21 protein-coding genes and 1 riboswitch are annotated in these 23,905 nt (G+C 41.7%); of the genes, 15 read left to right on the top strand and 6 right to left on the bottom strand.

Annotation, left to right across the window (positions count from 1 at the left end):
- The first annotated feature begins 51 nt into the window (after positions 1-51).
- The 10 genes from spt (at position 52) to J2W55_RS05180 (ending at position 12,415) form a co-directional block, all read left to right on the top strand.
- Positions 52-1,257, top strand: a complete 1,206-nt coding sequence (gene spt / locus J2W55_RS05225; RefSeq protein ID WP_310092756.1) for a serine palmitoyltransferase — start codon at positions 52-54, stop codon at positions 1,255-1,257.
- 104 nt (positions 1,258-1,361) lie between these two features.
- The gene (locus J2W55_RS05220; RefSeq protein WP_310092754.1) at positions 1,362-2,480 is read left to right on the top strand and encodes a hypothetical protein; all 1,119 of its coding nucleotides are present in this window, start codon (positions 1,362-1,364) and stop codon (positions 2,478-2,480) included.
- Positions 2,477-3,463, top strand: a complete 987-nt coding sequence (locus tag J2W55_RS05215; RefSeq protein ID WP_310092752.1) for an NAD-dependent epimerase/dehydratase family protein — start codon at positions 2,477-2,479, stop codon at positions 3,461-3,463. Before J2W55_RS05220 ends, J2W55_RS05215 begins: the two co-directional genes overlap by 4 nt.
- A 209-nt stretch (positions 3,464-3,672) precedes the next feature.
- Positions 3,673-4,995, top strand: a complete 1,323-nt coding sequence (locus J2W55_RS05210) for an inositol-3-phosphate synthase (RefSeq protein WP_310092749.1) — start codon at positions 3,673-3,675, stop codon at positions 4,993-4,995.
- Between the two features lie 593 nt (positions 4,996-5,588).
- Positions 5,589-8,147: a DUF5686 and carboxypeptidase-like regulatory domain-containing protein gene (locus J2W55_RS05205; protein WP_310092747.1), complete on the top strand. Its 2,559-nt coding sequence runs from the start codon at positions 5,589-5,591 to the stop codon at positions 8,145-8,147.
- 28 nt (positions 8,148-8,175) lie between these two features.
- The gene (locus J2W55_RS05200; RefSeq protein ID WP_310092745.1) at positions 8,176-8,892 is read left to right on the top strand and encodes a CDP-alcohol phosphatidyltransferase family protein; all 717 of its coding nucleotides are present in this window, start codon (positions 8,176-8,178) and stop codon (positions 8,890-8,892) included.
- A gap of 234 nt (positions 8,893-9,126) precedes the next feature.
- Positions 9,127-9,753 carry a sterol desaturase family protein gene (locus tag J2W55_RS05195; protein WP_310092742.1) on the top strand — a complete coding sequence of 209 codons (627 nt, stop codon included), beginning with the start codon at positions 9,127-9,129 and terminating at the stop codon, positions 9,751-9,753.
- A gap of 2 nt (positions 9,754-9,755) precedes the next feature.
- Positions 9,756-10,694, top strand: a complete 939-nt coding sequence (locus J2W55_RS05190; protein ID WP_310092740.1) for a phosphatase PAP2 family protein — start codon at positions 9,756-9,758, stop codon at positions 10,692-10,694.
- 214 nt (positions 10,695-10,908) lie between these two features.
- Entirely contained in the window at positions 10,909-11,676 is a 768-nt protein-coding gene (locus J2W55_RS05185) for a hypothetical protein (RefSeq protein ID WP_310092737.1), read from the top strand.
- Positions 11,677-11,845: 169 nt separating this feature from the next.
- Complete coding sequence (locus tag J2W55_RS05180) at positions 11,846-12,415, top strand: CAP domain-containing protein (protein WP_310092735.1); 570 nt, start codon at positions 11,846-11,848, stop codon at positions 12,413-12,415.
- A 20-nt stretch (positions 12,416-12,435) separates the two neighbouring features.
- Here the strand turns inward: J2W55_RS05180 and J2W55_RS05175 are convergent, their stop codons facing one another.
- On the bottom strand, positions 12,436-13,500 hold the full coding sequence (locus tag J2W55_RS05175; RefSeq protein ID WP_310092732.1) for a polysaccharide deacetylase family protein: 1,065 nt from the start codon (positions 13,498-13,500) through the stop codon (positions 12,436-12,438).
- Between the two features lie 136 nt (positions 13,501-13,636).
- Here J2W55_RS05175 and J2W55_RS05170 point away from each other — a divergent pair, with 136 nt between their 5' ends.
- Positions 13,637-13,909, top strand: a complete 273-nt coding sequence (locus tag J2W55_RS05170; protein ID WP_310092730.1) for a hypothetical protein — start codon at positions 13,637-13,639, stop codon at positions 13,907-13,909.
- A complete protein-coding gene (locus J2W55_RS05165; RefSeq protein ID WP_310092728.1) occupies positions 13,906-14,667 on the top strand; it encodes an MBL fold metallo-hydrolase in 762 nt (253 codons plus the stop codon). Before J2W55_RS05170 ends, J2W55_RS05165 begins: the two co-directional genes overlap by 4 nt.
- An 11-nt stretch (positions 14,668-14,678) precedes the next feature.
- On the opposite strand, the gene J2W55_RS05160 is transcribed toward J2W55_RS05165, so the two are convergent.
- Positions 14,679-15,137, bottom strand: a complete 459-nt coding sequence (locus J2W55_RS05160; protein ID WP_310092726.1) for a hypothetical protein — start codon at positions 15,135-15,137, stop codon at positions 14,679-14,681.
- A gap of 179 nt (positions 15,138-15,316) precedes the next feature.
- Between J2W55_RS05160 and J2W55_RS05155 the strand changes: the two genes are divergently transcribed.
- The 3 genes from J2W55_RS05155 (at position 15,317) to J2W55_RS05145 (ending at position 19,343) form a co-directional block, all read left to right on the top strand.
- Complete coding sequence (locus J2W55_RS05155) at positions 15,317-16,588, top strand: alkaline phosphatase family protein (RefSeq protein ID WP_310092723.1); 1,272 nt, start codon at positions 15,317-15,319, stop codon at positions 16,586-16,588.
- A gap of 166 nt (positions 16,589-16,754) precedes the next feature.
- On the top strand, positions 16,755-18,380 hold the full coding sequence (locus tag J2W55_RS05150; RefSeq protein ID WP_310092721.1) for an amidase: 1,626 nt from the start codon (positions 16,755-16,757) through the stop codon (positions 18,378-18,380).
- 45 nt (positions 18,381-18,425) lie between these two features.
- Complete coding sequence (locus J2W55_RS05145; RefSeq protein ID WP_310092719.1) at positions 18,426-19,343, top strand: DUF72 domain-containing protein; 918 nt, start codon at positions 18,426-18,428, stop codon at positions 19,341-19,343.
- Positions 19,344-19,350: 7 nt separating this feature from the next.
- Here J2W55_RS05145 and J2W55_RS05140 read toward each other — a convergent pair whose 3' ends face one another.
- From J2W55_RS05140 to J2W55_RS05125, 4 genes are all read right to left on the bottom strand, one after another.
- A complete protein-coding gene (locus J2W55_RS05140; RefSeq protein ID WP_310092717.1) occupies positions 19,351-20,049 on the bottom strand; it encodes a DUF1345 domain-containing protein in 699 nt (232 codons plus the stop codon).
- A gap of 79 nt (positions 20,050-20,128) precedes the next feature.
- Positions 20,129-20,332: a YwbE family protein gene (locus tag J2W55_RS05135; RefSeq protein WP_112572483.1), complete on the bottom strand. Its 204-nt coding sequence runs from the start codon at positions 20,330-20,332 to the stop codon at positions 20,129-20,131.
- Between the two features lie 84 nt (positions 20,333-20,416).
- The gene (argH, locus tag J2W55_RS05130; RefSeq protein WP_310092711.1) at positions 20,417-21,751 is read right to left on the bottom strand and encodes an argininosuccinate lyase; all 1,335 of its coding nucleotides are present in this window, start codon (positions 21,749-21,751) and stop codon (positions 20,417-20,419) included.
- A gap of 146 nt (positions 21,752-21,897) precedes the next feature.
- A riboswitch (SAM riboswitch) is annotated at positions 21,898-22,006 on the top strand.
- 458 nt (positions 22,007-22,464) lie between these two features.
- Positions 22,465-23,835 carry a DUF3943 domain-containing protein gene (locus J2W55_RS05125; RefSeq protein ID WP_310092709.1) on the bottom strand — a complete coding sequence of 457 codons (1,371 nt, stop codon included), beginning with the start codon at positions 23,833-23,835 and terminating at the stop codon, positions 22,465-22,467.
- Positions 23,836-23,905 lie beyond the last annotated feature (70 nt).

Raw genomic sequence — 23,905 nt, 5'->3', positions numbered from 1 at the left:
TTATATGCTTATTCATGGTATTTTTACACAAAATTTAAGCAGGGTTAATACATGGTTAAAAAACTACATGGGAAGATCGCTCAATTCCAAGTCGCAAATACGCTTAGGGACCGAGGATTGTATCCTTATTTCAGGCCTATTGAGTCTGCTCAGGACACTGAAGTACTAATTGATAACAAAAGGGTTTTGATGTTTGGTTCCAATTCTTATCTGGGACTAACAAATCATCCTAAAATTAAAGAAGCTTCGAAGAAAGCTATTGACAAATACGGCACAGGTTGTGCCGGCTCACGCTTTTTAAATGGTACGCTTGATATTCATATCGAGTTAGAGAACCGGTTGGCCAGCTATGTTGGCAAAGAAGCTACCGTTCTGTTCAGCACCGGATACCAGGTTAATCTGGGCGTGCTTTCATGCATCACCGGTCGTAATGATTATATTATATTAGATGAATATGATCATGCGTGTATCATTGATGGCAGCAGGCTTTCGTTTTCGAAAGTTATTAAATATGCCCACAATGACATGGACGATCTGCAGCGTAAACTGAGCATATTGCCAGAAGAAGCGGTAAAGATCATTGCTGTTGACGGTATATTCAGCATGGAAGGCGATATTGTTAAACTACCTCAGATAGTTAAACTTGCCGACCAGTTTGGTGCCAACATCATGATTGATGACGCACACAGCCTTGGCGTTATTGGCCATAATGGTGCCGGTACTGCGTCGCACTTCAACCTAACCAGTGATGTTGACCTTATAATGGGTACATTCAGCAAGTCATTGGCTTCATTGGGTGGTTTTATAGCCAGCGACAGGGATACCATTGATTATATCAAGCACCGCGCCCGTTCATTAATGTTCAGCGCAAGTATGCCTCCGGGTTCTGTTGCCAGTGTGATCGCCGCCTTGGATATCATTGAATCGGAACCAGAAAGGATCCAAAAGCTTTGGGATAATACCAATTACGCTTCAAAGCTTCTTTTAGAGGAAGGTTTTGACCTTGGCCCTACTGAAAGCCCGATATTACCAATTTATGTACGTGACAATGAAAAAACGTTTCTGGTTACCAAACATCTGCAAGCAGCAGGCGTATTTGTTAACCCGGTAGTTTCGCCGGCCGTACCTTCTGATTCGTCATTGCTCCGTTTTTCATTAATGGCTACCCACACCTTTGACCAAATTGACGAAGCAGTTGAAAAACTTGCTAAAGTATTTAAAGAGGTTGGTGTAACTTCTGTTAAAGAAAATATCTAATAATAAATAAAACGTCCGTGTACATGCAGCTGTTAATAAACAAGCCTTTGTACACGGACGTTTAATATTTACTGCCTTGTGGCAACCTGATTTATAATACGCTCATGATAAAAATTGTAACTGTTAATTCTAAAAAAGAATTAGCCTCATTTATTGATTTTCCGCATGATTTGTATCAGGACGATCCTAACTACGTTCCGGAATTATTTATTGCCCAAAGAGATCTTTTAACTAAACACCCTTTTCATAAGCATAACTCCCTACAAACCTTTTTGGCTTATAACGGCGACAAAATTGTTGGGCGCATAGCGGCTATACTTAATAATGCGCATAATAAATACAACAAGGTTAATGATGGCTTTTTTGGCTTTTTTGACTGTATTAATGATACAGAGGTGTCTACAGCGCTTTTTAATGCCGCCAACACCTGGCTTAGGGAAAAGGGAGTAACTGATAAATTTATAGGCCCGGTTAATTTTTCGACCAATGAACCCTGTGGTTTGCTGATTGAGGGATTTGATAGCCCGCCTTTTTTGATGCAAACCTATAATGCGCCTTATTACGCTGATTTAATTGCACATACCGGCTTTGTGAAAAGCATGGACCTTATTGCCTGGCACTGGGAAGGTGATGCTTATGACGATAAATCCGTACGGTTGTTAAACGCGTTGGAGGAGCGGTTAAAACGCAACAACATCGTCATTCGTAAAATCAACTTAAAGAATTTTAAAGAGGAGGCAGTTAAACTGCGCGAGGTTTATAACTCTGCATGGGATCAAAACAGTGGTTTTGTGCCCCTCAGTAATGATGAATACGATTACCTCGCCAAAGACCTTAAGTTAATACTTGACCCGGATTTTGCGATAGTTGCAGAACAGGAGGGAAAAATTGTAGCCTTTGGACTTGCCTTGCCCAACTACAACGAGATCTTCCAAAAAATAAAAAGAGGACGACTGTTCCCTACCGGTATTTTTAAATTATTATTTGGCAAAAGCAAAATACAAAGCCTGCGAATTTACGCGCTTGGTGTTATTGACGGTTACCGTAAAATGGGCATTGAAGCTTGTTTATACGGCACAATAATAAAGGAATATAAAAGAAAAGGCTTTAAACATGCTGAGGCTGGCTGGACCTTAGAACACAATGAACTGATGAACCGCGCCATAGAGGCCATTAACGGCGATCCGTATAAAAAATACAGGATATACGAAAAGGCCATATGAAACAACGGGTTTTAATAACCGGTGCAAGCGGGTTTGTGGGTTACCATTTAATTGAAGAGGCGCTGCATCATGATCTTGAAGTTTATGCCGCCATACGCAAAAGCAGCCAAACCGATCATTTAAAGCACCTGGATATAAATTACGTCTACCTTGATTATAAAAATCCGGTGGTTTTAAAACAGCAGCTCACTGATATTAACGCTGATTATATCATTCATGCGGCAGGGGTTACATCGGCCCGCTCACAGGCAGAATATAATTATATCAACGCAACCCATACCTATAACCTGGCATCAATAGCCGCAAAAATTGGCGGTAATTTAAAAAAGTTTGTGCTTATAGGAAGCCTTGCCGCCGTAGGTCCGCTTAAAACACTAACCGGTATCATTACCGAAGCTACCCCCCCCCAACCTGTTACCGCCTATGGCCGTAGTAAATTACTTGCCGAAGAACAGTTAAGGACGGTTAAAAATTTAAACTATACTATATTGCGCCCAACAGCCGTTTACGGACCAAGGGATACAGGTATATTCATTTTTTTTAAGCAAATTGTAAAAGGCATTGAACCTTACATAGGCAAAGCCCCGCAAAAGCTAAGCTTTATATATGTTGAAGACGTAGCCAAAGCCGCAATTAAAGCGTTGTATGGTGGTGACTATGAAACTTTTAATTTGAGCGATGGAAACTTTTACGGCAAGTACGAATTAGGTGATATAGCTAAGGAAGTGTTGAATTTAAAAACCTTAAAGTTTCATTTGCCTGTAAATTTTGTAAAAATAATTGCGGTCGTATCAGAAAAAGTGAGTTATTTGAGAAATAAAGCGGCTGTAGTAAATATTGAAAAGATAGATGAACTGATGGCCGTAAACTGGTCATGTGATAATGAAAAGGCAAAATTGCAACTGGGGTTTTATCCTAAATACAATCTGCAGTCGGGATTAGCCGAAACACTAACCTGGTATAAAGCCAATAAATGGCTTTAACGTCCAAAACTGTAACACAAAAAAATTAATGTAATGAAAAGTATGATTTTGCCCGCTTTAGTTAGTTACTTAAACGTTTAAGTATACTAAAAAGAGCGAGATTTCTAAATATTTAACACTGTTTTGGCCTACTTAAACGTTTAAGTAAGCTAACCATAACCAAAGACAACATTTTAATCTTAATAAATTTAAAACAATAAGTAAATACAATGAAAAGTAAAATTTCACCTGCCGAAGGAAAACTGGGTATCCTTATACCTGGTTTGGGAGCAGTTGCAACTACCCTGATAGCAGGCGTTGAAGCTGTAAAAAAAGGGATTTCACAACCAATAGGTTCTCTTACGCAAATGGGCCATATCCGTTTAGGTAAAAGAACAGAAAACCGGAATCCTAAAATAAAAGATTTTGTTCCGCTTGCTAACCTGAATGATATAGTTTTTGGTGGATGGGATGTTTATGAGGATAACGTTTATGAGGCTGCATCAAACGCCAAAGTGCTTGAACCGGCATTATTAAACTCAGTTAAGGCTGAGTTAGAAGCAATTAAGCCAATGAAAGCCGCCTTTGATAAAAACTATGCAAAAAACCTTAATGGTACGCATATAAAACAAGGCACCCGGTACGAACTTGCCCAGCAAGTAATGGAAGATATTGAGAACTTCAAACAAAAAAACGGGTTAGACAGGGTTGTTTTAGTATGGTGCGGCTCAACCGAAATATATTATGAAGCATCGGCCATTCATCAAACGCTGGCTGCTTTTGAACAAGCTTTAATTGACGACGACAAACTGATAGCGCCAAGCATGATCTACGCTTACGCGGCTTTAAAACTGGGTGTTCCGTTCTCAAATGGCGCCCCTAATTTAACAGTTGATATTCCAGCGCTAATTGAACTTGCCAAAGAAAACAAAACCCCTATTGCCGGTAAAGATTTTAAAACCGGGCAAACTTTGATGAAAACTATCCTGGCTCCGGGCCTGGCCGCGCGTTCATTAGGTGTACATGGATGGTTTTCAACCAATATACTGGGTAACAGGGATGGGTTGGTATTGGATGATCCGGATAATTTTAAAACTAAGGAAGTTTCCAAATTAGGCGTACTGGAAGACATTTTTAAACCAGAAGATAACGAAGAACTTTATGGTAACATTTACCACAAGATACGCATCAATTATTACCCTCCGCATGGCGATAATAAAGAAAGCTGGGACAACATTGATATTTTTGGCTGGTTAGGCTATAAAATGCAGATCAAGATCAACTTCCTTTGTCGCGATTCAATCCTGGCTGCCCCTATTGCCCTTGACCTGGCCTTATTTAGCGATCTGGCAAAAAGAGCGGGCATGAGCGGAATACAGGAATGGTTGTCATTCTATCTAAAATCGCCGCAAACCGCAGAAGGTCTGCATCCAGAGAATGATATATTTAAACAACTCATTAAACTGGAGAATACCTTACGTTATTTAATGGGCGAAGACCTGATAACTCACCTGGGCCTTGATTACTATGAAGAAGCTTTTGCCGAGGCATAGTTTAAAGGCATAGTTTATTATATTATAAGTTAAAAACAACCAGCCTGCAAAGTTCATCCTTCTGCAGCTGGTTGTTGTGTTTATTCCTATCCTTAACAGGCACTATTATGTGTTTAAACACCTTTGCGGGCAATTGTGAGCTTTATGCTTTTTTTTAACCTTCCTAAAAATCAATATCTTATAACATTATTGCAACAAGCTTGTAACAAAAATCCTATAATATCTATCAGATACTATCGTTTGCAGTGTAATATAATTTAACGGTAATATTTGACAGGGGAGCATGGTTTTCATGCTTGAAATAGGGAATATTTGACTTTTTGACCACATTAGTCTGTAATAAATTTTTCTACCTTTGAGCCGCAGTTACAAGCTGATGGAATAGCTACGCCACGCAAATAAGCGTAAGCAGGTTATTTTGTTTGGTGCAGATGGATAAAAGAAATATCAGGCGGATTGACGTTGATATGACCGGTGTTTTGAATGAATAATTAATTATCTATATCCCTCAAATTTGATTAGATAATTTGCCACCGGTAAATCAGGGTTTAAGTCAAACAAAGTGTTTGTATTTGCATAATTGCATAAAGTACATGAATTTTAAAAATTTTTATAAAAGTTTATTTTTTTTAATACTCTTTTTTTCTGCCCCATCAGTATTTGCACAAACCACTGTGGTTACAGGCACCGTTACTGATGCCGGTAACAAACAGCCCCTTCCTTATGTTGTAGTTTCCTTTACAGGTACCACCACCGGAGTAGCTACAGACAATAACGGAAAATACCGCCTGGCAACCAGCCAACCATACAAACAAATAAAAATATCATTTTTAGGATATAAAGATGCTTTTTTAGCAGTTGAACCCGGTAAAGAGCAAGTAATTAATGTAAAACTTTTTCCGGCATCAAAACAACTGAACGAGGTTGTGATCAAGTCGGGCAAAAAGCCTAAGTATCGTAATAAGGACAATCCTGCTGTTGAACTGATCCGTAAAGTAATAGAGAATAAAGAAAAGAACCGCCCCGAAGCTTACGACTATGTACAATACCGTGAGTATGACAAAATGATGTTCGGTTTCATTAACGTATCGGCCCAGTTTTCGGACAGGAAATTTTTCAGAAAATACAAGTTCATTATTGATAACCGCGACAGTACCATTTTACCCGGAAAATCAATATTGCCTGTTTATCTTGACGAAAAACTATCACAAAATTATTACCGCAAGAACCCCGAAAAAACACGCGAAGTTGTAATAGGCCAGCGTGGTGTAAACTTTGGCCCGGCGGTTGATAATGAAGGTGTTAAGCAATACTTTAAACACTTGTACAATAAGGTTGATATATATGATAACGATATATTTTTGATCACCAGTCAGTTCTTAAGCCCTATATCAAATAATTCTCCCAACTATTATAAATTTTTTATAACCGATACCATTACCGATGCCAAAAACCAAAAACTGGTTGAGCTGAGCTTTACCCCCCGTAATAGTAACGATGTGCTTTTTGAAGGTATGATATATATTACCCTCGATGGTAATTATGCTGTTCAGAAAGCGGTTTTAAAGATCAACAAACACATCAATATTAACTTCATACGTTCAATGGAAGTTGATCTTGATTTTGAACAAAATCCCGACAACCGTTACCACCTGAGCCGGAGCAATACTATTGCCGAGTTTGGGGCCACCAAAAAGGAGGGCAAAAGCGGTTTGCTGGGCATGCGTACCATAACGTATAAAGATTACCTTGTAAACCATCCGCTCGGGGATACGGCTTACGTGAAACAATCTGAAGAATCAACGGATGAGTCCAAGAATAAGAGTGCCGAATTTTGGGAGCGTAACCGCCTGGATACCCTATCAACTGCCGAAGCCAAAGTATATAAAAACGTTGACAGCCTGAGGAACATGCCGTCATACAAGCGTACGGTTGATATCGCGACTTTACTGCTTGCCGGTTATAAAGGTTTTGGGAAATTTGAAATTGGCCCGGCAAATACATTTTACAGCTTTAACCCGGTTGAAGGTTTTAGATTAAGACTTGGCGGCCGGACCACGCCTGAGCTAAGCAAACGTTATTATTTTGAAACCTATGCTGCCTACGGTTTTAAAGACAAGCGGTGGAAGTACTTTTTAAGCGCCACCTACTCGCTTAACAAAAAATCCATATATAAATTCCCGCAAAACTATATCAGAGCCAGCTACCAAAGGGATACTAAAATCCCGGGCGCCAACCTGCAATTTGTTCAGGAAGACAACTTTTTATTATCATTTAAACGCGGTGTAAATGATAAGTATCTGTACAATGATTTTTACCGTTTAGATTATGTGCATGAACTGGAAAGCCATTTATCATTTGGCGCAGGCTTTAAAAACTGGAAACAGGAACCTGCCGGATCATTATACTTCAATAATATTGTAAATGGCCAGCCAAACTCTATACATGATTTAACCACAACTGAGCTTACAGCCAGCGTACGCTGGTCGCCTCATGAAGAGTTTTACCAGGGTAAAATTTACCGTATTCCTATTCCTAATAAATATCCAACCCTTGAGCTTGATTTCGCGGCGGGTATTAAAAACTTTTTTGGAGGCGAATACAATTACCGCAGGCTCGATTTTAGGATCGATAAGCGTTTGTACCTGTCGCAACTGGGCTATTCTGACCTTAACATATCGGCAGGGCGCATATTTGGGCAAGTACCGTTCCCTTTGTTAACTATTCATCAGGCCAACCAAACTTACGCCTATGATCTTAACTCCTATAACCTGATGAACTTTTTGGAATTTGCAAGTGACAAGTATGCAAGCTTCAGGATCGACCATCATTTCAGTGGGTTTTTCTTCAACAAAATACCTTTGCTTAAAAAGTTAAAATGGCGCGAGGTAGCTTCGGCTAAGGTGCTTTATGGTGGTTTAAGCGATAATAATAACCCAACGCTTCACCCGTCATTATACCAGTTGCCAGTTGATGCCAATGGTCTGCCAATCACTTACGTGCTTGGAAAAACACCTTATGTAGAAGGTAGTGTTGGTATCGAAAATATATTTAAATTTATACGCATTGATTTTGTGAAGAGATTTAATTATTTAGACCATCCCAATGTGCCAAGTTGGGGCTTCCGTACCAGGGTCAAATTTGATTTTTAACTTTGTACAAAACATTAACTACAAGAAAATGGAACAGCAAACATCAATAAGAACAAACCTGCAATTAGGCATCTATAAGGTTATTGATCCGGTTGTAAAAATTCTTATTAAAATTGGTTTAACTCCAAACGCGGTTACATCAATTGGTTTTGTATTAAATGTAGGGGTAGCCGCCATATTTATTTTAGGTGCCGAAGAAGGCAACCGCGGCGATTTGAGCTACGTGGGCTGGGCAGGCGGTTTAATTTTATTTGCCGGCCTGTTTGATATGCTTGACGGGCAAGTAGCCCGCCTGGGCAATATGAAATCAACTTTTGGCGCGCTGTATGACTCTGTTCTTGACCGTTATAGTGAGCTCATTATGTTTTTGGGCATTTGTTATTACCTGGTTGCCCATCATTATTTTTTAAGCTCTATTGCAGCCTTTATTGCGTTGATAGGCTCAATGATGGTTAGTTATGTAAGGGCCCGTGCCGAAGGTTTGGGTGTTGAAATTAAGGGCGGTTTAATGCAAAGACCAGAGCGTGTGGTAACCATTGGCTTATGCGCTGCCTTAAGCGGTATAGTGGCACAATATATTGGTGGTAATTATAAGCTGTTTATCCCAGGTATTAAGTTTCACGTGTTTGAAACCATATCAATATTTACCATACCACTTGTAATACTTGCTGTACTTACCAATATTACCGCGTTTAACAGGTTAAGGGAGGCTAAAAAAGCCCTTATTGAAGCAGAGAAAAGATAATTTTTTTTAAGTGATAACGGTGGGCCCTGAGTTTTTAATTACCTCTCCTTCGGCACTCAAAACTAAAAAATATCATATCTTCGTAACAATTAAATAAAGGTATATACAAGTAGATAAATCTTTATTAAAATTGAAGGCGCTTAGGTTTTAAGCACTGGATATTACTTATTCAAATATTAAAAATTCCAAATAACAGGCGGAGAGATCGTTAAACATTTTAAAACCTGATATGCTATGAAAAAGAATTATGTCTCCAATTCACAGGAGTCTGTGAGGATGTTTAAAAGTGACTTTTTAGAAGGCTTATCAAAGGTACACTACACCGTACCATTGTATATTTTTGTACCGGTAATTTTATTCTGCACCTACAAGGCATTCTTTGAGGCTGGCCTTGGCTTTCTTTTATACTGCGGATTATTTATAGCTGGCCTTTTCATCTGGACAATTGTTGAATACATAATGCACCGCTTTGTTTTTCATTACAAGCCAAATGAAAACTGGAAATGGGCTCAAAGACTGCATTTTATTATGCACGGTGTTCACCACGATTATCCAAGTGATGCCAAACGCCTGGTGTTGCCCCCGTCTTTAAGTATTCCTTTAGCAACCGGCTTTTATTTTTTATTTAATGCCCTGTTACCGGTCAATTACATATTCGGTTTTTTTCCCGGTTTTATATTAGGCTACTTATTTTATGATATATCGCACTATGCCATGCATCATTTTAACTTTAAAAGCGGCTTATTTAAAAAAATAAAACAGCACCACATGCTGCATCATTACCAGGATCCTGAAAAAGGTTATGGGGTAAGCTCTCCGTTTTGGGACAAAATATTCCGTTCAGGTTTCATAAAAAAATAAGAGTGGATAGTACTGCCAATAACAGTGTTACAATTAATATTAAAACGGCACTGGTTGTTTTCCTCCTTTCATTAGCATATCTCGGGCTTTCTTATTTCCTGATCGGCTATAATTCATCTGAACTGGTACTGGTGTTACTGTTCAACTCGCTGTTTTACCTTTCGGCAACTACACGCAAGTTCATCTTAGGCTTTTCCATATTCATTGTGTATTGGATCATATTTGATTACATGAAGGCTTTTCCTAATTATCATTATACACCCGTTCATATTGGCGACCTGTACAATTTTGAAAAGCACCTTTTTGGCATTCATGACCATGGCAAATTATTAACGCCAAATGAGTACTGGCTTGTTCACGGCAATACATTTATTGATGTGGTATCGGGTTTGTTTTATTTGTGCTGGATACCTGTACCATTAGGATTTGCCGCTTTTTTGTTTTTCAAAAACAAACGGCAGTTCCTGTATTTTTCACTCACTTTCGTATTGGTAAACTTACTGGGGTTTGTAGTATATTATACCTATCCTGCAGCACCGCCGTGGTATGTTCAGTATTATGGCCTTCATTTTACCCCCCTAACAATGGGTAATACTGCCGGCCTTGCCCGGTTCGACGCCTATTTTCATGCCGGCATTTTCAAATCCATATATACTAAAGGCTCTAACGTATTCGCGGCTATGCCGTCGTTGCACTCCTCCTACCCGGTTATTGTATTGTATTATGGCATAAAAAACCGGTTTAAAATCGGCAGTATCTTTTTTGCAATCGTAATGCTGGGTATCTGGTTCACTGCCGTTTATGCCAGTCATCATTATGTGCTTGATGTTTTAGCAGGCATCACTACCGCAATCATTGGTATCGCGTTGTTTAATCTTTTAATAAGCCGGGTAAAATGGCTGCAGGCGTTTATTAACAGATACGAAAAGGTTATAGCCTAACATTGTACTATTTACTATACCAATAAACCATGCCGACTGGTCATAACCAAATATGGAATACTATTTGGCCTTATAATTTTACCTATAAAATAACGTTAATGCTTAAAAACCAGCTAAACAGGTTATTATTAACCATAAACGCGGCGGTTAACCAATAAACAGGCACACTATTTGACAAGGGATAACGAATTAGCCGACGTTCGATAATCCATACATGAAGAAACTCATTACATGCCTTTTCATTCTTTTAACAGGGTTGCAATTATCAGCACATGCGGGTGACCTTGACAGCCTGAAACAAAAATTACAGGTTACTAAAGATTCATTAAAGGGCCCTATCTATATAGCAATTGCCGACCAGTACTTACTAAAGAACGATACTATAACCAGCAGGCGCTGGAAATTTCTTAACCAGCTGGAGGCGTTGAACTATACTATGCTGGCCCTGCACATCTATTCCAATTACGAGGATACCCTGGGCTTACGCACCTGTTATAATAGCTTATCAAAAATTTATCGTTTGCAGCGCAAATATATCCAGGCCAAATGGTTCATACTGCAATCAAACTCCATATCGCGCCACAAGAAGGATACACCCAATGTTATAACTTCGTTAATTGAACTTTCGGCTATAAAAGGCGACATGGAGGATTATAAACTTGCCATGCGTGATTTAAACGAAGCCTTAACCCTTTCGGTTAAACGCAAAGACCCTAAAAGTGAATCGGCAGTACAGGTAGGCTATGCGGGCTTATACCGGCAAATGAAAGAGTTTACCAAAGCCTCGCTTGCCATAAAGCGGCATGAAGAAATTGACGACAGCATACATAAAGCCCAGGTAGATAGCTTGGCACGCATCACTGCGCAGGATTCATTGCAGATTAAAAAGCGCGACTCAGTGATCGTCAAAAAAAAAGTTTATATCTCCAAAAGCAAAAAGCCTTACAAGCAAGGCTCAGCAAAACGTATAGTGTCACTATAGCGCTTATTATTGCCCTTGCTTTAATTTCGGTTGCGGTAATAGTTTACTACATGCGCCGCAAACAGCGTAAATGGCGGCTGAGGATAAGAAAACCCCGTTCATAACGTTTCTTATATCGCCGGTAAATTGAACTAAACCAATTGCTGGCAAAGTCGTCTAAAAGATTGATATGAGGAAGTTGATCGCGAAAATTGCATTTACATTTATTGTTCTAATAATATTCAACACCGCTTATGGCCAGGGCGGTCGTCAGTTTAAAAAAGAGTTTTTATATAGGATAAACTTAACCCGGCAAAGTGGTTGTAATTGCGGAGTTAAATACTACCCGCCCGCACCGCCTTTAACCTGGAATGACAAGCTGGAGGATGCCGCCGAAGGCCATGCCAAAGATATGGCCCGCAAAGATTATTTTAGCCACACCAGTAAAGATGGCCGCAGTATGGAAGACCGCATTTTATCTGCCGGTTACACGTACAAGGGCTTTAAAAGCTTCGCCATTGGCGAAAACATTGCGGCCGGCCAGCAAAGCATAGCCGAGGTAATGGATGGATGGTTTAAAAGCGAGGGCCACTGTAAAAACCTCATGAACCCCTCGTTTAAAGAAGTTGGCGTAGCTATGTATAAAACCTACTGGGTGCAGGATTTCGGCGGGCGCGAATCATTTTCGCCCCAGCAGCAAAAGCTGATCAAATCGGGCAGGTACCGTATGGTTCAGCAAAAGTCATCCGGGCACGACTAACGCGGTTGTGTGATCCATTGCTATTCCACATTGCCGGCCTTAACTCTTCGCTGCATAACTTCGCGCCAGGTAGTTAAAATAAAGCCCTTTTGCTTTAAAAAAGCCTTCAGGCGGGGATCGGTCATGGCCAGCAGGTCGCCCTTGCGTTTTTGACCCGTATCAGAAATATATTTAAATGCGGCCGATGGCACGGTGCAATGCATAATTACCATAGTTAAACCCGGCGACAGGCGGCCAATACTTTCTATGTAATGATCGGTATACCATTTTTGTATTTCAGCATCGGTCTTCTTATCAATATCCGGCATTTGCCAGTCATAGCTGGAGTTATGCAGGTCATCAAGCACCGGCAGGCCGTTCTTCCATATCATGGCCCCTATCTCCTTTACCTTGCTTAATACAGCCGGTTCAGGTATTTCCATGCCATCGGTGTATTTACCCTGCTTTTTTAACTCGTTAATGGCAGCCGTTTTGGCTTCGGCGCGGAAAAAAAGATCATCCCCGCCAGGAAACATAACGGGGATCTGCTTTTCAATACCCACTTTAATATAGCGCTCCATGAAAGCGTCTTTGGCAAACAATGTTCCCATGTGCGAGTCCATGTGCGTTGGGGTAAAACCCATGCTAAGCGCGCGGTCAAGCTGCGCTCTTATCTCTTTTTCAACTTCATCACCGGTTGCCTTGAAATAAACAGCGCCTACTGAAGGCCACATACAGCCCTGTTTATCAACCAGCCCGGGTACTGCCGCTTTACCGGCCAGTGGCCCCCACCGGTAATTATCCCACTCTGAGGTAAGGGTTAAATGCAGCCCCGCGTCAATATCAGGGTGCTTATCCAAAAACTGTTTAAATTCAGGCACCCATGCGCAAGGCATCATTACGCTGGTTGATGTGGCTACGCCCTCGCTCATGGCCTTCTCAGCTCCTTCATTTGAATCATGCGACATCCCCGCATCATCAACATGCAAAATAATTACACGGGCGCCTTTGGGCCAGCCAAGCCGCTCGGCATAGGTTTTGGTTTGCTGTGCCGCAACAGATAAGCCCAGGCTTATGGCAGCTGTTAATAATAAAAGCTTTCTCATTTGGGGATGTTAAGGAGTTAAAGGTTAATTAAATATAGTGCATGATAGTGGTAAATTCAAGCAATACTAACGTCAGCTTTTTAAATTTCACGGAATTCAAAGTGCAATTACGCTTACTTTTATTAATTTTGAAATAATGCTGCCCGCTACCAACCATACGCTCGAAAAACTCGAATTGCTGCTCAAATCAGCCGGGTATAGGGTACGATATGAAAAAGGTAATTTTAAAACGGGCTCCTGTCTGTTACTCAACAGCCGCCTGGTAATTGTTAACCGTTTCTCAAACCTGGAAAGCAAAATACTGGCTATAGTTGAACTATTACGCGAACTTGAGGTGGATTATAAACTGCTCGATGAAAAACAGGTCGCGTTTTTGCAGGAAATTAAACAAACTAAACTGCAACTGTGACCATAACATTTTTAGGAACCGGAACCTCACAGGGCGTGCCTGTTATTGCCTGCGGCTGCGAGGTATGTACTTCAACAAATGCCAATGATAACCGGCTCCGTACCTCCATTTTAATTGAAGCTCCGGACAAAACCATCGTTATTGATTCGGGACCCGATTTCAGGTATCAGATGTTGCGTGCCCGGGTAAAGCACCTTGATGCTATTGTGTTTACCCATGAGCATAAAGATCATATTGCAGGAATGGACGATATCAGAGCTTTTAATTACTGGCAGCGGGGCCCTGTTGATGTGTATGCAGATGCCCGCGTGCAAAGAGCGCTGGTGCGCGAGTTTCCGTATATTTTTGATGGCACCGGGTATCCGGGTATACCACAGATTGTGATGCACCCTATTGACCTTGAACCTTTTAGTATAGGAAGTGTAAAATTTACGCCGATAGAGGTTTTACATTATAAATTGCCGGTATTAGGATTTCGCATTAACGATTTCACCTACATTACTGATGCCAAAACGGTATCTGAGGCAGAAAAACAAAAATTGAAGGGAACAAAGATCCTGGTGATCAACGCCCTGCAGAAACAAACGCATATATCGCACTTTACGCTTGATGAAGCTATTGCATTTGCCAATGATATAGGTGCGGAAAAAACCTACCTCACACACATAAGTCACCGGTTGGGCAAACACGAAGATATATCAAAAGAACTGCCCTCAAATATCGCACTTGCTTATGATGGCCTAAAGCTTGAGATTTAATAATTGATATACTATAGTTTAATAAAGCTCACCCGGTCTATCGCTCCTTTGTACTTTTTTAAATACCCGGTATTGTGCATATTAACCTGGCCTTTTATGGTGATGTATCTTTTATTGATCTGGGTGAATGTGCCATTATTGTATTCAAATAAGCCAATTCGGGTACCGGTTAAATACAAGGGGCATTCCTGACTAAAATCAATCCACAAAGCCTTTTTTAATGAATGATCTGCAAATAAGCTGTCGTTAAACAAGGCAGATTGTTCAAAGCCTTCCACATATTTTCCGTTAACCTCCACATATTGCTTGTCGTAATGATCAAGATGATCCACTAACTCGGTAAACTCAACCTTTTTAAATGTGATACCATCATTACATCTGCTTTCAAAAACTTTGTTGTTTTTAACACATGACAAAAACAGCACCGGGACAATAACCAACAACAATCTATTTATTTTATCCGGCGCCATAGCTTAAAATTCGGTATGTTGAATATAACAAAAAACATCCTGCCAGGATAGGCCAAAAGCAAATTATATCCGGATTATTACATAGTAATTTCAATTTATAGAATGTTGAAGTTTAACAGTATTAATATGTTGTTATTATGCCCATAACAACAATTACATACATTTGCCCAACCGTACTTATGAAAAAACACGCCACGCTTTTACTTTTCTTTTTATGGGCGGTAGCTGCCTTTGGGCAAACAGATACCGTTCAGAAAATTGTACCAGGCCGAACAAACAGCCTTGCCCAGCAGAAAAAACCTTATGTTATCCTCATATCGGCCGATGGTTTCAGGTATGATTATGTTAAAAAATATCAGGCATCGCATCTCCTCGCTTTAAGCAATAAAGGGGTAAGGGCGGCATCTATGATCCCGTCTTATCCTTCGGTTACTTTTCCAAATCATTACGCCCTGGTAAGTGGTTTATATCCCTCCCATTCGGGCCTGGTGAACAATGCTTTTTATGACCGTAACAGGCACGACTCGTATTTTATGAGCGATAAAGTAAAGGTTGCCGATGGATCGTGGTACTATGGTTCGCCGTTGTGGGTGCTTGCAGAGCAACAGCATATACTTTCGGCCAGTTTTTATTGGGTAGCATCCGAGGCTGCCATACAAAACATCACCCCTACCTACTATTATACTTATAACGAAAAAATATCCATACATAACCGCATTAATGAAGTAGTGAACTGGCTGAACCTGCCGCCCGAAAAGCGGCCGCATTTTATTACCTTTTACTTTCCGCAGGTTGATCATGCGGGCCATATGTATGGACCCGATGCGCCGGAAACAGGCCGCGAGGTACATTTTGTCGACTCGGCCGTAAATGAATTAACCCAAGCCGTGAAAGTTATCGGTCTTGATGTGAATTTTGTTTTTGTGTCTGACCACGGCATGACCACTGTTGACATGGACCATCCAATAGGCATTCCCGCGGCTATTGATACTTCAAAATTTATAGTGTCGGGCGACGGAATATTGGTTGAGCTTTATGCCAAAGACCGGGCCGATGTTAAAACCACTTATAATTGCTTAAAACAAGAAGCCAAGGATTATGATGTTTACCTTAAAACCAATGTTCCGGCAAGCCTGCACTATGCCCAAACCGACGACTGGCACAATCGCATTGGCGATATATTATTGATACCACATTACCCCCGGGTATTTAATCTGTATAACAAAAAAACGCACCCCGGATGGCATGGGTATAACCCGGCATTAGTTAAAGACATGCATGCCACCTTTTTAGCCTGGGGGCCAGCTTTTAAACCTCATACGCTTATTCCAGCGTTTGAGAACGTAAATGTATTTAACCTGGTAAAAAGCATATTAGGGCTTAAATATACCGGCAAGGTTGATGGTACCGATAAACTGGCACATGATATTCTGATAAAAGAACATCAGTAAGACGGATTGATATTCACCTCCTTGTCAATTGGACCACACTGGTTAGTTCATCGCAGTAACCTGTGGCTGTTTTGAGACGCGTGTAACTTTACACGCGCATATGCGGCTTGCTATTTTTAATTAGCTAAATATTTTGTTACTTGTAACAGCTTTAAAATCGCGGCGTATGCACAGAAGAAATTTTCTTAAAACAGGTTCAGTAGCAGGCTTAACCTTATCAACTTTAGTGGCGGCCTCTTGCAGCCAGCCGTCAGCAGAAAAAAAAGCCGACGCCCCAACAGATAGCAAAGACGATCTGTTTGAACTTTCTGAAGCTACTATTACTGATCTGCAGCAGAAAATGCAGGCCAAACAGTACACATCACGTTTGCTTACCGAGCTATATCTGAAACGCATTGATGAGATTGACAAGAACGGGCCAAAGCTAAACTCCGTCATCGAAATAAATAAAGATGCACTGAACATGGCCGACGCTATGGATAAAGAACGTTCAAACGGTAAGATACGGGGACCACTGCATGGCATACCGGTTTTGATAAAAGACAACATTAACACAGGCGATAACATACACACAACGGCAGGTTCATTGGCATTGGCCGATAACTTTGCCAAACAGGATGCATTTATTGTATATAAACTACGTGAAGCAGGTGCTGTACTGCTTGGCAAAACTAATTTAAGCGAATGGGCAAACTTTCGGTCCACCCGCTCCACCAGTGGATGGAGCAGCCGCGGCGGTCAAACAAAATGCCCTTATATACTTGACCGCAACCCGAGCGGGTCAAGCGCTGGGTCGGGTTCAGCCGTTGCGGCAAACTTATGCACGGTTGGCATCGGTACAGAAACAAACGGATCTATCGTGTCGCCAGCATCGGTGAATGGTTTGGTGGGTATTAAGCCAACAGTAGGGCTCTGGAGCCGTACAGGTATTATCCCCATATCAAAAACACAGGATACCGCTGGCCCAATGACACGCACGGTTAAAGATGCCGCCATACTCCTGGGCCTGCTTGCCGGTATCGACGCACAGGATAGCTATACCTTAGGCAGTAAAGGAAAAGCAGAAACCGACTATACCAAGTTTTTAGATATAAACGGCTTACAAGGCAAGCGGCTTGGTGTCGAGAAATCGGCCTTTGAGGGCAATCCGGCTGTTGCAGCATTATTACAGGACGCTATTAAAACCTTAAAAAGTAAAGGTGCTACCATAATTGAAATTGAGCTCAACAAACAGTTAAAAGAGATAGGCAAGGGTGAGTTTCCGGTGCTGCTTTATGAGTTTAAAGACGGGCTTAACCAGTATTTGAGTAATGCCAACAGCAAAATTAAATCCCTTGCCGATGTAATTGCTTTTAATAAACAGAACGAAGCTAAAGCCATGCCTTTTTTTAAACAGGAAACATTGGAACTGGCTCAAAGCAAAGGCGATTTAAACAGCAAGGAATATCTCGACGCTTTAAAAAACACCAGTTCGGGCACCCAAAAAGCAATTGATAAAATATTAACTGATAATAAGCTGGATGCCATTATTGGCACTACCAATGGCCCCGCCGTTTGCATTGACCTGGTGAACGGCGATTATGACAATGGCTTTTCGTTCTCGGGCCCGGCGGCAATGGCGGGTTATCCTCACATTACGGTGCCAATGGGCAAGGCGTATGAACTGCCCGTCGGCTTGTCGTTTTTTAGTACGGCTTATAAAGAGGGCGACATCATTAAACTTGCCTATGCCTATGAACAGGCATCAAAAAAAAGAACAGCGCCAATATTTAAGGTTGATCTGTTGGGGTGATTATTTAACTTAGTCGAACTTTATTCAATTAAACAAACCCCGCTTATGGAATTTGGCCGCGTAAAACCTGAGGAACTTGCAACAGTAGATTTCACCCTTCCACCCGACCCTGAACTTACCATCAATACCCTCAAAGCCGCCAAAACCAATGAGCCCTTACAGGTACATGTGGGTTGTGCCAAGTGGGGCCGTAAGGAATGGATCGGACAGATCTATCCACCCAAAACCAAAGAGGCTAATTTTTTAGACGAATATGTAAAGCATTTTGACTGCATTGAACTGAATGCTACTTTTTATAATGTGTACGGTCCGGATACCATTGCCAAGTGGAAAGCCAAAACCGACAGCAACCCCGATTTTAAGTTTTGCCCTAAATTTTCGCAAAGCATCAGCCACATCCGCAGGTTAAAAAATGCCGAAGATATTACCACCAGCTATTATGAAGGCGTTATGGCTTTTGGTGAAAAGCTGGGGCCAATGTTTTTGCAGCTAAGCGATAATTACGCCCCTAAAAGTTTTCCCGAACTGAAATTATATCTGGAACAACTACCCAAAGATGTGCCCGTATTTGCAGAACTGCGGCATAAAGAATGGTTTGCCATACCTGAAAACCGTGAAAAGGTATTTGCCATGCTTCGCGACCTTAACATTGGCGCTGTAATAACTGATGCTACCGGCAGGCGCGATGTGGTACATATGAACCTACCCACTCCGCATGCCTTTATTCGCTTTGTTGGCAACGGACTGCATCCTTCTGATTATGCCCGTGTTGATGAGTGGGTGGAGCGAATTAAACAGTGGCAGCAAATGGGCTTGCGATCTGTTTGGTTTTTTATGCACCAGCATGATGAACAGTATTCGCCTAAACTTGCCGATTATGTGGTTGTTAAACTAAACGAAACCCTGGGCCTGCAATTGCAACGCCCCCAGTTTATAGACGAACAAAAAAGTTTGTTTAGTTAAATAACCGCTATTTGGCCACAAGGCCCGATATTACATTGATACTTAAAGCCACTATAGCGGTATTAAAGGCAAACGCTATCAAACCATGAATCCAGGCCAGGCGGCGGATGAAACGGGAAGATATCTCCACATCCGATACCTGGAAGGTCATGCCCACTACAAAAGAGAAATAAACAAAATCGAGGTAATCAGGATCTTTCTCCTTACCCGGAAACTCGAGGCCGCCTAATGGTTTTTTCTTTTGATCATCGTCGGGATCAGTGGCATAGAACATGTGCGCATAACGCAGGGCGAAAATAGTATGCACCAGCCACCACGAAATTATAACAGATGCCATGGCCAGCAAAACATGGCCGGTAACCGCCTCAGGAAACAGTTCCTTTGACGACTTTAGCAGGAAAAAAATAGCCAGCATGCTGATGAGCGAAGCTATTATCACAAACAAAAATATTAAGGTACGGCTGGAATCCTCGATGCTGGCTATCCTGCGGACCTCCATGGGATGCGATGACATGATAATTATCCAGTCCATAATAATGATCATCAGCGCAAAAGCTATCCAGGTGATCAGTACTGTAGCCGGTGCGCTAAAATGGCCCCAGCAAAGAAACAGGGCAATGGCGCTCGCTATAAGCGAGATAAACAAACGGACGTGCGCGTCGAACTTAAGCCATACCTTTGCCTTGTTTTTTGTAACTGCCGACATATTTGAATGCTGTTTTGCTATTGGTATATATGTAAATATGGCAATGAATTCTGTAGAAATGATGAATTATAAAATATAATTAATCTTCCTCTTCCACTATCCAGGCTACGCGGCCTACTTGCCCGTCGTCAAGCTGCACCTTGATGCCTCGTGAGTGATAGGCCGCACTGGTAAGCAGTCTTTTTACAAAGCCCCTGGTTAAGGTACCCGTACGCTGGTCTTTTTTCAGGATGATATCAACCTCAAGACCGGGATATATATCGCTTCTATTTTGTCCGTTCATGATCTGTGATGGTTATTTTCTGTTTAAATACAATAGATATGGCGATCGCTTCGTCATTCCTCCCCGCAATAACCTGTTTAATTATCACTGCACCAGTTCCTTTATCGCTCCTTCAACTTTTTCAAAATCAAAATTGGTGAGCAATTTATTAAAGGCAGCAGTTATTTGCTCGTTGCCCAGGTTGCCGATACTGCCTTCATGGGTATGGTTTACGGTTTTATCGGGATTAAAATCACCTTGTTCAATGGCCAGTCCTACTTGTTTATAGGCATCGCGAAAGGGTGTGCCATTCAACACCATGCGGTTTACTTCTTCCACGCTAAATAAGTAAGCGTATTTAGGGTCTTTTAATATATCGGCATTTACAGTGATATTTTGCAGCATGAAAGTAGCCATATGCAGGCAATTTTTCAGATCAGTAAAAGCAGGGAACAACAGTTCTTTCAGCAATTGCAGTTCGCGGTGATAACCCGATGGCAGGTTGGTGGTCATCATGGCCACATCATTGGGCAGGGCCTGCAGGCGGTTACATTTACCACGCATAATTTCCCACACATCAGGGTTCTTTTTGTGCGGCATAATGCTGCTGCCGGTAGTTAAAGTATCAGGGTAGCTTACAAAGGCAAAGTTCTGGCTCAGATAAAGGGCCTGGTCCATAGCCATTTTTGCCAGGGTGGCGGCAACAGATGATATAGCCTGCGCTATAACCCTTTCGGTTTTCCCGCGGCCCATCTGGGCATATACTACGTTATAATTTAAGCTATCAAAGCCTAAGAGCTGTGTTGTTAAAGTACGATTTAAAGGAAATGACGATCCGTAACCAGCCGCCGAGCCCAGCGGATTTTTATTGGTAATACGATAGGCCGCCAAAACAAGCTCCAGGTCATCGGCCAAACTCTCGGCATAGGCACCAAACCACAGGCCGAATGACGACGGCATAGCCACCTGTAAATGGGTATAACCCGGTAACAGAACATCCTTATGCTTTTCGCTCAGTTCAATAAGCTGGCGAAACAATGTTTCGGTTTCTTCAACCACCTGTTGCAACTGATGGCGGAAAAACAATTTAAGGTCAACCAATACCTGATCATTACGGGAGCGGCCGCTGTGAATTTTCTTACCGGCATCGCCAATACGTTGGGTAAGCAGCATTTCAACCTGTGAATGTACATCCTCTACCCCGTCATCAATAGTAAAGCCGCCTTTTTCAATATCGGCATAAATGGCCTTTAACTCGTGTTGAACAAGGTCAAGATCGGCAGTATCCATTAATCCTATGCTTTGCAGCATGCGGGTATGCGCCAATGATCCCAATACGTCAAAAGCTGCCATTTGTTCATCAAATTCCCTGTCGCGGCCAACAGTAAAGTTCTCTACCAGTTCGTTTACACTGGTAGTTTTTTGCCATAACTTGCTCATAGTGCAAATATGTGAATTAATAACACGTTCACAAAAGTTCCCAATAGTTCCCAAATAATATTTTTTAAAATATTCTACTAATTCTATAGAAATTATATAAATAGTTTTTATATTTGCTGTGTCAACAGACAAATAGTTCTTTATTTAACTTATCAAGAAAGACTGAGGGAAAGGCCCAAAGACGTCTTAGCAACCTGTACATCCGCATAATGTAAAAGGTGCTAATTCCTGCTCCGCTAAGGAGAGAGATAAAAAAGATCTTACCCGCATCATCTTCAATAAGTGATTTATAGTTTTTTTAAAAGTCGCGTGACCGAGAGGATAGGTTAAGGTCTGCAAAACCTTTTACGGCAGTTCGAATCTGCCCGCGACATCAAATTTCCCAATACATTTCTTACGATTACCCTCCCGCATCTTTTCTGTTGAAGAAGATGCTTCACTCGATACCCATAGAGGACAGGCTGTCACCCTGAGCTTGTCGAAGGGCGCGTGTACAGGCCTTTCCCCGCTATCCTTCGACAAGCTCAGGATGACAGGCCCTTTTTTATGTCATTGCGAGCGCTTCGTTCCTCGCAATGACGCGCAGGGAATGTTGTCATCCTGAGCGATAGCGAAGGATCTTCTTCGCCCAGTTTGGCGCCGCCTTTTCTATTGAAGAAGATGCTTCACTCCGTTCAGCATGACAAAGTGGGATGGACGCGTGTTAAATTTAATCAGAAATTGATGCTGTACCGGGTTGAAAACCTTAAGTAAGGATAAGTATTATCCACATCAGCGTGATTTTTGTAATTGCCTTCCAGCCTGAAATAGCCTGGCTCTGCGCAAATGGAAAGCCCTTTAATAATCATGAAGCTCAGCTCGCTGGAAACTGTATGTAAAAAATAGTGCGACCGGTTACCGTTAACCGTTATCACCCACCCTCCCCTATAATTAACACCATAAAATATCCTGTTAAAAAGACTGATGGTACCGCCGCCATTTATGGCAAATCCGGGACCGTAATCATAGTTGCGGCCTTTAAAAAGATATGGATCAGGTATCGCGGCCAGCAATATCGGGCCTGCGCCAAATGCGGTGTTGATCTTTAACTGGGAATTTAACCGAAACTCAGACAACATATTGAGCTTTACGCTTTGGCCGCCATAAAAAAATGCCCGGTTGTGGATGTAATCATAGTTGGCCGACAAGATGAGCAGGTTCTTTATATTGTCCTTGTTGGAAATATCCCAACCGGCGAGCGAGCCATATACGCTGATCACGTTAACATTGGTGCTATCGTCCTGGCCAAACTCCGCGGTAACAATAATATTGCTAAAAGGGCTTTTTAAATTTTCTATAGGGTCGCCATACAATAACCTGGCCCTGCCATACCAGCCAAAAGGCCCGCCTACGGGCAAATTTTTACTGCCGCTGGAATTCACATTTCGCAGGCCGAGATCAAATTCGGCACTGATATGAGTAGAGTCCCTTTCCTTAGGGTTACCATAAACCTTGCCCCACTTACCATCAAGCAAGCGGTTAAGCCCGTTCATTGGATTGACCAAAAAACCCAATACCTCCCTAAATTGCCTTTTAAAACCACGTTGCCGGTTATTGATGATCTTGTTTGAAAAACGATAGGTCATTTCGCCCAGCACAATACCGCCAAAGCTGGTATTTATAAAATCATTGGGCGCGGGCGCCTGGTTTTCGGCAAAGGTTTCCCAAAGGTAACTGCCCGCCATAGTAGCAGGAACCGACTGCCAGAAACTATAACCATTGCTGCGAAACGCGCTGTAAAACATGCTGCCGTGGTAAGGATGGCCAAACTGATTGGTTTGAAAAGGATCATTATCCCAGGTCCAGCTGCTGGGTTTAATATTATGGCCAACCGTTTTCCAGGATATACGGGCGTAATCAACATTGGTAACGTAGCGGTCAAATATCCAGGGGACCAATTCGGCCGTAAGCAATTCGCCGGCGGCGCGGCCAAACCTCTTTTTCACCACGCTATCGTTCAAAACATTTGACGACCCATTATAGATAACCGGCATTTTTGGCAATGGCACCTGGGCAAAGGCCCTGCCGCCATTAAAAAACAGCATATTTAACAATGCGAAAAAAAACGATAACAGCAGACTTTGTTTTGTGAAGCAGGTATTGGTAAACTTCATC

It is taken from the genome of Mucilaginibacter pocheonensis, from assembly GCF_031456535.1.
GTDB classification, from domain to species: Bacteria; Bacteroidota; Bacteroidia; order Sphingobacteriales; family Sphingobacteriaceae; genus Mucilaginibacter; species Mucilaginibacter pocheonensis.
The sequence above is the reverse complement of the archived record's forward strand: the minus strand, read 5'-3'. Positions and strand labels throughout refer to the sequence as shown.